The 8990-nt window shown below is 63.1% G+C and carries 15 protein-coding genes; 11 read left to right on the top strand and 4 right to left on the bottom strand.

All coding sequences use genetic code 11. The features are described from left to right. The first annotated feature begins 61 nt into the window (after window positions 1–61). The 11 genes from EOA28_RS01070 (at window position 62) to EOA28_RS01020 (ending at window position 6167) form a co-directional block, all read left to right on the top strand. Entirely contained in the window at window positions 62–418 is a 357-nt protein-coding gene (locus EOA28_RS01070) for a hypothetical protein (RefSeq protein ID WP_128314395.1), read from the top strand. After that, window positions 403–852, top strand: a complete 450-nt coding sequence (locus tag EOA28_RS01065) for a hypothetical protein (protein WP_128314394.1) — start codon at window positions 403–405, stop codon at window positions 850–852. The genes EOA28_RS01070 and EOA28_RS01065 overlap by 16 nt, the downstream gene beginning before the upstream one ends. 105 nt (window positions 853–957) lie before the next feature. Further along, window positions 958–1554: a hypothetical protein gene (locus EOA28_RS01060; protein ID WP_128314393.1), complete on the top strand. Its 597-nt coding sequence runs from the start codon at window positions 958–960 to the stop codon at window positions 1552–1554. Window positions 1555–1847: 293 nt separating this feature from the next. Continuing rightward, the gene (locus EOA28_RS01055) at window positions 1848–2450 is read left to right on the top strand and encodes a DUF6011 domain-containing protein (RefSeq protein WP_128314392.1); all 603 of its coding nucleotides are present in this window, start codon (window positions 1848–1850) and stop codon (window positions 2448–2450) included. A gap of 45 nt (window positions 2451–2495) precedes the next feature. Beyond that, entirely contained in the window at window positions 2496–2996 is a 501-nt protein-coding gene (locus EOA28_RS01050) for a hypothetical protein (RefSeq protein ID WP_128314391.1), read from the top strand. Between the two features lie 4 nt (window positions 2997–3000). Continuing rightward, window positions 3001–3546 carry a hypothetical protein gene (locus EOA28_RS01045; RefSeq protein ID WP_128314390.1) on the top strand — a complete coding sequence of 182 codons (546 nt, stop codon included), beginning with the start codon at window positions 3001–3003 and terminating at the stop codon, window positions 3544–3546. An 11-nt stretch (window positions 3547–3557) separates the two neighbouring features. After that, window positions 3558–3836: a hypothetical protein gene (locus tag EOA28_RS01040; RefSeq protein WP_128314389.1), complete on the top strand. Its 279-nt coding sequence runs from the start codon at window positions 3558–3560 to the stop codon at window positions 3834–3836. Continuing rightward, window positions 3829–4203 (top strand): hypothetical protein, encoded by a 375-nt coding sequence (locus EOA28_RS01035; RefSeq protein WP_128314388.1) that lies wholly within the window; start codon window positions 3829–3831, stop codon window positions 4201–4203. Before EOA28_RS01040 ends, EOA28_RS01035 begins: the two co-directional genes overlap by 8 nt. Then, a complete protein-coding gene (locus tag EOA28_RS01030; RefSeq protein ID WP_128314387.1) occupies window positions 4196–4525 on the top strand; it encodes a hypothetical protein in 330 nt (109 codons plus the stop codon). Before EOA28_RS01035 ends, EOA28_RS01030 begins: the two co-directional genes overlap by 8 nt. Window positions 4526–4604: 79 nt before the next feature. Beyond that, window positions 4605–5483: a ParB/RepB/Spo0J family partition protein gene (locus tag EOA28_RS01025; RefSeq protein ID WP_128314386.1), complete on the top strand. Its 879-nt coding sequence runs from the start codon at window positions 4605–4607 to the stop codon at window positions 5481–5483. A gap of 375 nt (window positions 5484–5858) precedes the next feature. Then, complete coding sequence (locus tag EOA28_RS01020; protein WP_128314385.1) at window positions 5859–6167, top strand: hypothetical protein; 309 nt, start codon at window positions 5859–5861, stop codon at window positions 6165–6167. Between the two features lie 386 nt (window positions 6168–6553). Here the strand turns inward: EOA28_RS01020 and EOA28_RS01015 are convergent, their stop codons facing one another. From EOA28_RS01015 to EOA28_RS01000, 4 genes are read right to left on the bottom strand one after another with little or no spacing between them, the layout of a single operon-like run. Further along, entirely contained in the window at window positions 6554–6829 is a 276-nt protein-coding gene (locus EOA28_RS01015) for a hypothetical protein (protein WP_128314384.1), read from the bottom strand. Further along, window positions 6826–7512 (bottom strand): NERD domain-containing protein, encoded by a 687-nt coding sequence (locus tag EOA28_RS01010; protein WP_128314383.1) that lies wholly within the window; start codon window positions 7510–7512, stop codon window positions 6826–6828. The genes EOA28_RS01015 and EOA28_RS01010 overlap by 4 nt, the downstream gene beginning before the upstream one ends. Further along, the gene (locus EOA28_RS01005) at window positions 7512–8609 is read right to left on the bottom strand and encodes an SAM-dependent methyltransferase (protein ID WP_128314382.1); all 1098 of its coding nucleotides are present in this window, start codon (window positions 8607–8609) and stop codon (window positions 7512–7514) included. Before EOA28_RS01005 ends, EOA28_RS01010 begins: the two co-directional genes overlap by 1 nt. A 3-nt stretch (window positions 8610–8612) precedes the next feature. After that, window positions 8613–8948 carry a hypothetical protein gene (locus tag EOA28_RS01000; protein WP_128314381.1) on the bottom strand — a complete coding sequence of 112 codons (336 nt, stop codon included), beginning with the start codon at window positions 8946–8948 and terminating at the stop codon, window positions 8613–8615. Between the last annotated feature and the right edge of the window lie 42 nt (window positions 8949–8990).

Below are 8990 nucleotides of genomic sequence, written 5' to 3'. Positions count from 1 at the left end.
GACCATATTGTAACCAATTTGGTTACACACTAGGATCGAAATCCCTACCACGGAGTCCAAAATGTTTCGCCCGTTACCAGAAGACGAGGAGGAGCGGCGGCGCCGGCTCCCCACCATCAGCCAGGCCCTCGACATGTGGGAGGCCTGGCATAGCGACTGCTCGCCCCTCGGCTGCACCGGGAATTACACCCTCGACATGCGGCTCGCAGATGCGTTCCGCGACCTGCTCTACCGGCCGGAGCTTTGCGACCGGCTTGACTGGATCGAACGGCAGCTGCGCGAGCCCCGTCATCGTGCGGCCGGCGATCGCTACCACGCCGAGCTGATCAAGTGGTGGCTCGAATTGTTCGCCGCCGGGTCGCTCCCCACCATCAACCAACGCCTAGAGGCAAGAGAGCTGCGATGCGCTTCATCCTGATCGATTCCACACACCGGCGAGCGTTCGAATATCAGACGTCCCGGCCCTTGGGGCACAACCTCTTCTGCGAACTTCTTGATAGCGATCGCCTCGACCGGGTGGAGCTGGCGCCGGGCCTGGACCTCTGGCTCTCAACCGGACCGTGGCGCAAGACGTTCCAGTTTTTCCGTTCGGGTGCCGAGTTCGCTGGCAACGGGATCCTGGCTGGCCGCACGCTGCTCAACGATTTCAAGAGCCTGCCGCGCGCTATTAGCTTCGAGACTGTGACGGCGTGGGTCAATTATCCCGAAGTGCGCTTTGATGTGCCACAGCCGCGCCGAAAATATCAAAGGCCGACCGGGTTGCCCCTGATCGGCCTTGCTCTCCATCCCTACCACAGGACAGCGCCCGAAGGCGCTGGAGAGAACCCATACCTAATGCAGATGTACGGGTGAGGCAACGTACCAAAATGGTAACACACAGTGTCATTTTGGTTGCTTGAGAAGTTCGCCCGCTTTACAATTGGACCTGTCCAAACCCTACCACGGAAAGAGACGAAGATGCGCATTTTCACCAGCTCCTGGTTCACCAAGCTCCCGCCCGAAATCCAGAAAATCGGGGTGTCCAGGGGAACGCCGCGAGGATATCCGGCGGGCTTCCGCAAGATGCCCGAACTCGCCCCAGGCGAGTGGTTTAAGACCGCCAGCGAACGCGACTATAAGCAGCTCTACTTCGAAGGCCTCGACAAGCTCAACGCCGGCCGCATCGTCGCCAAGATGGAAGACCTCTCAGGTGGCAGGGACGTTGCCCTGCTCTGCTACGAGGCCCCGACCGACAACCAGTATTGCCATCGCGCCTACATCTCGGTCTGGCTGAAAGAAAAGCTGCGGCTCGAGGTGTTTGAACATGGCCTGGAGGCCGAGGGCTGCGGTTGGCATCATCCCAAGCTGCCGGCGCAATACCGCCTGCGCCAGCCGCCCCAGCCCCTCCAGGTCGCGCCCTACCTCGGCGCCGAGGCCCCAGACCAGCAGGGCCGAGTTTGGAAGGTGATCGGCATCAACCCGGAGCACGTCGACCAGGCACTGGTGCAGTCGGGCGACGACCAGCGCTCCATTTCCGGCGAGATCCTGCAATCCCGGTTCAAGCCGGTGAACTGACCGCCAGCGAAGTGGTTGAAATTATTCGGCTTTTTGGCTTGTACCCACTTGTAACCGATTTGGTAACATTCTAAGTTATTGAAGTAACTTAGAAATTCAGATCGGTGCAGCAGAAAGCCGTTTCCTTTCACCGCTGCAGCCTTCGCCGGAACTCCCCTTTCAGCAATGGGCCGGCGATTGGTGACTTCTCGTCAAACTGACCGGCCGAGTGAAATCGAACCGGGGACGGGCCAGGCCTAGCATAACCGCCGGAGCCGCACCGATCTGGGAAATCCCTACCACGGAGACCAGATATGAACCTCGAAATCGAAGCCCTGCGCCAGTCAGCTCCGAAGCTGCACGGCCGCGACGCGGAGTTCGCCGCTTCACTCCTGCACCAGTATGACAGCCGCTCGAGTCTCTCGGAACGGCAGTGGCCCTGGGTCGCTACCTTGACCCAGCGCGCACAGGCCGGCGAGCCCGCGGCGCCGAAGGCCAAGGTCGGCTCGATGGACGGCTTGATCGCGCTGTTCGACACGGCGATCGCCAACAAGCTCAAGCATCCGAAGATCCGCTTCGACGTCAACGGCGAGACGGTCGTGCTCGCTCTCGCCGGTGAGCGCTCCGCCCACGCCGGCCAGATCAACGTGTCGTCGCCCGGATCGTTCGAGAGCCGCGACTGGTACGGCCGCATCGGCCGCAAGGGCGAGTTCACCCGGTCGCGTCGGTCGCCCGGTCCTGACGGCCTGGTCGCGGCTCTCACCGCTCTGGCCGAGAACCCCTCGAAGGCCGGCGCCGCCCACGGCAAGCGTACCGGCAATTGCTGTTTCTGCGCGACCGAGCTGACCGATCACCGCTCCATCGACGTCGGCTACGGGCCGGTGTGCGCCAAGCGCTGGGGACTGGCGTGGGGTTGATCCCCCGCGCCTTCCTTGAGATCCCCCTACCCACGGAGAAAGACCATGACCATCAACGTTACGCCGGCCGAGATGCTGGATATCTGCAACGCTCTTACTGCCTCGGGCAAGCAGGCGCTGTCCGCCCGGCTGGCCGAGGATGCCGAGGTGGGCGAGCCGAAGACCGGCTTCGACCACGCGATCGAACTGGCGCTAGCGCGCCGGTCGCGCGACCTCGCGACCCGCATCCGCGCCGAACGCCGCATCGCCCGCGCCCTGGTGAAGGCCTGCCTCGACCGGGGCCACCTGATTTCCGTCAACGACGGCGAGGATTGGGTGGTGAAACGCTCCGACGACAAGGCGGCGATCATGCTGGCGCTGTTCTCGACCGACGAGGACGCCATCCATCTGCGGAGCCCGACGGGCGATAAGCTCGGGTGGTTCCAGCTGATCTATGGCAATTCGGGCTACGACGTCGTGTCCGACCACGCTGACAACGAAATCTGCAGAGCCATCTGGGACGAGGTAATCATGCCCTTGGCCGACAAGATCGAGGCGGAGGGCTAAGGCGATGGTTGACGCGATCTTCATCAGCGTGGCCGCCAACGGCCATTCGACGCCCCACCTCGATCAGGTCTACGTCTCGTTCTACGGCCCGAAGGGTGGCACGAGAGGCACCGAGACCATCACGATCGAGTCCGCGAGGAAGCTTCGCGACGAGCTGGTCGAAAAGCTCCCCTTCGACCATGCCAGCGACACCGTCGACGCTCTGACTCAGGCTGAGTCTTTCATCTCCGGTTTCGACGGTGATCCGCTCCAGGAAGGCGTTGCCGACATGCTCGCCGGCCTGCGCGCAGCCATCCGCCGCGAGCAGGCTCGGCCCGACCTGCTGGCGGTGCTGAAATCGGTAGCCGGATGTCCGCAAGCGGCACCGTGGCTTGCCCGCCTTCCGATGCCCGACGGCACATCAACGTTCGATGCGGTACGAGCGGCCATCTCCAAGGCCGAGCCGCCTGCGGCCGTCGCCACCAATCGCCCCGGCGATCAGGCCGCGATCTATGCCGAAGAGACCGGCGTCGACTGCGCGACCGCGCTCGTTCACTGCAACATGGATTGAGGAGAGCAGCCATGTCGATCGACATCACCACCACCGTCCATCTCTTCGTGGGCCATGTGAAGAACCCGCTCGACCTCGGCGAGCCGGAGTGGACCGGCACGCTGGGGGAGTTCTGGCAAAGCAACCAGGAAGCCTATCCGACCTGGGGCGACATCCGCCCGCTGCTCGACGAGCTGGACGAGTATCACCATGCCCATATCGGCGGCGGCGCCGGCGGCGACTTCACCATCTGCACCGCCTCGTTCCTCGCTGCCGCGCGTGCCAGGACGGAGGGCCGGGGCAATGGCTAGGAGCGAGTTCAGCGCGAAGCATTTCCGGGCAGAGCTTACGAAGATCATGCCGGGCTATTCGTGGACGGTCCACAAGTCGCACACCGACGCGTTCCTTAAGGCGACCGGCACGAAATCCAGCGGCTTCAACCGCCTTTCAACCTTGCTGGTTGAGCGCCGCGACAACTATGCAGGTAGCGGCATTCCCCGTTACGAGGTCAAGAGCGCTGGTTTCGGCCTGCGCGCGCCTTTCCTGGCGAGCTTCGAAGATCGCACGCTAGCGCGCGCCCTACGTGGGTTGCAGACCCACTACGAGGCGACAGCTGCAACCTATGCCGGCCATGCGCGAGCGCTGGCGAGCGCACGGGAGGGCCAGGCCAATGGCTGACGTTCGCACCTCCGACGAGCTGATACAGGCGATCAAATCGCTGGCGCCGGGCTATTACACGGAGCGCGACGGCGGCGATTGGTATTCCGTAACGGCCTACCACGACCGAGTTGCCGAAGATTTCGCCCGTCGCGACGACGCGCGTCGCTGCATCCTCTGGCTTGCCGGTGAGCCGATGCCGGACGGCTGGCGCATCACAAGGGGCGGCGATCTCTCTTGTGACCTCGATTGTGGGCAGGGCTATCGAGCGACGATCTGGACGCGCTCGGTCGCGAAGGCGTTTCCTGACCGCGCTGCAGACCTGGTCGGCAACTTTTCTTAGTAACCCACTTGTAACCAGATCGGTTACAAGCTAAGTTGTTGATGTTGCTAAGAAATTCCCTACCACGGAGACCAAGACCATGAAGACGCGTATCGCCCTCGACCTGATCGTTCCTAACCCCGACCAGCCGCGCAAGCACTTCGACCCGAAGGCTCTGCGTGAGCTGGCGGATTCCATCCGCGAGCACGGCTTGGCGCAGCCCATCACGGTTCGGCCGCTGCCCAACGGCACCCACATGATCGTGATGGGCGAGCGGCGCTGGCGTGCGCATCTCCTGCTCGAGGAAGAGGGTGCCCTGGGCAAGCGGCCGATGATCGAGTGCCACGTCAAAAAGATGACGCGCAATGAGATGCATCTGCAGGCCATCATCGAGAATTTGCAGCGCGCCGATATCCGGCCGCTAGAGGAAGGGCGCGCCTTTCAGGCCATGCTCGACCGCGGCTGGAGCGTCGAGCAGCTGGCGAAGGATTTGGGCATCCAGCCTCAGCGCGTGAAAGCGCGCACAGCCCTGCTGAACCTTGATGAATCGATCGGCGCCTTGGTCGATGCGAACCAGTTCCCGCTCGGCCATGCAAACGACCTGGTCGACTTGCCGAAGCACGACCAGGTGCAGATCGTGAAGCTGTTCACCACGGGCAAGCTCAAAGACTGGTCGGGCATCAAGGCGGCTGCGCAGGCGGTCCGCGACCGAATCGAGCAGGGCGGGATGTTCGACGACGAAAACAGGCCAGAGCCGTCGAAGGACGATATGGCAGCCATGAGCCGGATGGAGAAGACGGTCGACCGCATAATCGCCGCAATCGCCGGCGGCTTCAAAGACGGCGAGTGCATCGCCTTGAAATCGGTCGACCCCACCAAGGCCGATAATTGGGCCGACACGCTGGCGGCGGCGTCGCGCTCCATCCGTTCGATGGAGTCGCAGCTGCGCCAGGCACATGCGCGCTCGATGCTGGTGTAGGGATCCGGTAGGTCTCAGTTTGAAATTTCGGCGGTAGGCGGAGCGTTTGCACGGTAGTCGGAGCGCCCGTATGCTTAGCGGAAAAGCATTGAGGGGTGCTGCCGCCATGATAGTCGCACAGATGATAAACGACTTCATCACGATGCAGCATCCCGGAGCCGTATGCGACAGGTGCATCGCCGAAGCCCTGCATCTCAGTTCTCACGCGCACGCCTCGCAAACCACTGAGGCACTGGGGACCACTTCGGATTTTACCCGTCAACGCGGTCGGTGCATTAGATGCGGTAGCGAAAGGACAGTGACAGTTGCCCATACGACCTAAAGGCCAAAAGCGACCAGCCGCCGTAATCGGCAGCGCCGTCCGCGTCGTGCCCATTGCAGAAGATCGACGCCGTTGCGCGGAAGCCCGGAAAGCACGGGCCGTATAAGCACGCACCGATGCCGAGATTTTATTTCGATAGTAACGACGGTACGGTCCTCACACGGGACAGTGAAGGCTTGGAGTTTGCCAACGCTGATGATGCGAGGAAGGCTCTTCAGCACTTCCTGATGAGCATAGTGCGGAACTCCAGGCTGCCAGAAGACGATGAACGTTTCGCGATGTGGGTAATCCTTCGCGATGAAACCGGTAAGCCCCTTACCCAAGCCATAGCTGAATTTGAAATCAGAGAAATTTCAAACTGAGACACTACTAGGACGCACCGCTGGCTCCGGCCGGCGGCTGGGGTAGGGAGGGGCAGCGGATTGGTCTCCGCTGCCCCATTTTTTCGTCGAGTGTAGAGGCCTCGCCAGCGCGCGTCAGTCGCCGGCCTTCCCTTCGCACGCCCGTTGGTCGCCGCGCTCGTCCTCGGCCGCCTCTGGTGGCGCAGCGTCCAATCTGGCGAGTTCCTTCGCCCGCACCGTGGCGCAGCGTTCGCATTGCCCGGCCCCCGAATTTTCCATGAGCCACCCGGCCGGAGCATCCTGGGAGCCGCAGAGAGAGACGGCGAGTCCGAGACCGCGCCGGCGAAAGTAGTGCGTGGTGACGGCCGTTGGCGACTTGAGAGCCCAGCCCTCGCGAAATCCTGACATCAGCGGTGCTCCACCGGAATCGTCCGGCCCTTTCGAAAGATGCGTTCGGCCGCGTCGCGGGCGCTGGTGATCGTTTCGCCGTCGCGCCTCATATGACCATTGAAGTAGCGCAGCAGGCCCTCCGTGACCGCCTTCAAGGCCTCCAGCTCGGTCGGGAAAATCTTCGGCTCGCCGCCGGGGCCAAGCACCGGCTCGGCGCGCCCATCCTCGGCAAAGCGCAGCATGGCGTGATGACCACCCACGACCGGCGTGGTGAAGCCTGCGAAGTGGTTCATGCGGCAGACCTTTCGATGATTTCGGGATCGGCTTCCTTGCACTGGCGGGCTCGAAGGAGTCGGCAGATGCCGCGCGTCAGCTCCTTTCCGGTGCAGTGCCACCGCAAGGCCGCGATCATGTCGGTCATGACAGATTGGCGCGTCGCGGAGACGCGCAACGACGAGCAAAGCTGTTGCAGCTCGTCACGCCAGAGGAGATCGATTGCGCTCGCAGGCAGAGGGCGCTCGAAGACAGGGTGAGGCAACGCCCACTTTTCGAGATGATCGTGGTTGGCGGTGGGCAAGGCGCGCCGGCGCTCCGGGTACACCCAGATTTCGCATTTGTGGCTGATCCCCTCAGGCACCTTGCGCATGTAGAATTTTCCGTCGCGCTCTTCGTGAGCCGCCCACTGGTTCGTCTCCTGCTCGACCAGGAATTTTTCATGGATCGCCGCGATGACGTGATGCGCCGCGCCGAACATCGATGTGAGCTGTGCAGGCAGGCGGTCCAGCTTGTCCTTGGCCGACTTCACCTCGCAAACAATGATCTCAGCGCGGTCGACAGCGAGCACGTCGATGCGGTTCGGGCCATTCGAGCTGACGTTGATCTCATGGATGATCCTGGCATTGGGGCGGAGCTGGCGCAGGCGAGCCACAGCGGCATCTCGGATCTCGGCTTCGGCCGAGCTGCGATAGGCAGGCATCACACGGACTCGCTCGGCAGATAGTCTTTCCAGTCAACGCGGTTGATGACCGTCGGCCCGGCATAGTCGCCGACCAGGTTCTCTTCCCAGACGAACCAGGCCAAGTTCATGCGGCTCGAGGCTTCGTTGCCGTCCCAGCCATCGCGATGCATCATCGGCAGGCGCCGCGTGAAGACATGGATGCGCGCCGGCTTGCAGTCGTCCATGGCGTAGTTGCGGTCCGGATCGTCGAAGCCGCAGAGGAAATTCAGGTTGAGCAGCAACGCCATCTTCGGCGGCCGGTGCACGCGCAGCGCATGCGCGACGAAAGCATTGAGCACGCCGCCGTAGGGCGGGTTGGTGGCGATATCGTCGCAATCGTCGCCTGCCTCGCTGGTGAGGAAGTCCCGGACCTCCTGCAGGACGCCGTGGCGATCGGCGGTGCCATAGTCGATGAGATCGGAAAGCACGACGTCGTAGCCTGCCGCCTCCAGCATGCGCGAGATCGCGCCGCGACCGCATGCCGGTTCCTTGACGCGGGGGCCGAAGGTCTCCAGCGCCAGCAGCGCGTGCATCGCTTCCGGGCACGTCTCGTAGAGATTGTTGCCGCGCTCGTCCGCGCTGGCCGTGTCGGTGCCGATCGCCACGCGCAGGTTCGCCCGGCTGGGCTCGAGTCCTTCCGCGACTCGCCCGGCGATCACCCGCTCGACGATGCCAGGATCTCGACGCTCGGCATCCGCCAGCTTGCGAGCGTCGTGGATTTCCTTGCGGGTGAGCCCGGCTTCGGCTGCCGTGAAACCGTTCCCGTCTGGAACGGATTTCGGTCTGCCGCCTTTCGACGCCTCCCCTCTTTCCTGGGCGGCAGTCCACTCCGTGGCGATCGTGATCTTGGCACGGGCCTCGATCAGCAGGGCGTCGCCTTGGAGCTTGCGCGCCTTGAAGATCAGGTGCTCGCCGGCATGGAAGCGAGCAGCATAGCTGCCGGCGGCCTTTGCCTGGTCATAGGCGCCTGACGCCAGCATCCGCGCCGACGCGACGTCGCCGTCGTCGAACAGCATCCGAGCTCGCTCGATCACCTGAGCGAGTCCGGAATCGTCGAAGGGGACAACCGCCTCCATGGCCTACGCCATTTCAGAAAGCTTGGCCCGGGCCGGATCGAGCACCTCGAGTGTCGTCCTGATCTGGTGGAGATCGGCGTCGGTTTCCGCGTGGCAGTTTTCGCGCACGATCTTCGCGAGTGCGACGACGCGCTCAAATTCTGCCGTGGCGGCCGCCTTCACCCCCTCCAGCTCGGTTTCCTTGCGCCGCAGCTGATCGACGAAATGCTTGAGCGTTTTGCCCGTGTTGGCGATCATCGAGCGGACGGAAGGCTGGGTGTCGGGCTCCAGGTGCTCCTCCAGAGCGCTCGAAATGTCCTCGTCGGTCGTGAGGGGCGATTGGACTGCTGGCATGTCCATGTCAGTTGATCCTTAGGTATATGCCGCGACACGACACGCGCG

Origin of the sequence: Mesorhizobium sp. M2A.F.Ca.ET.067.02.1.1 (assembly GCF_004023285.1) — a bacterium.
Taxonomy (GTDB): Bacteria; Pseudomonadota; Alphaproteobacteria; order Rhizobiales; family Rhizobiaceae; genus Mesorhizobium.
Note: the sequence above shows the minus strand (reverse complement) of the source record. Positions and strands in the feature narration are given on the sequence as shown.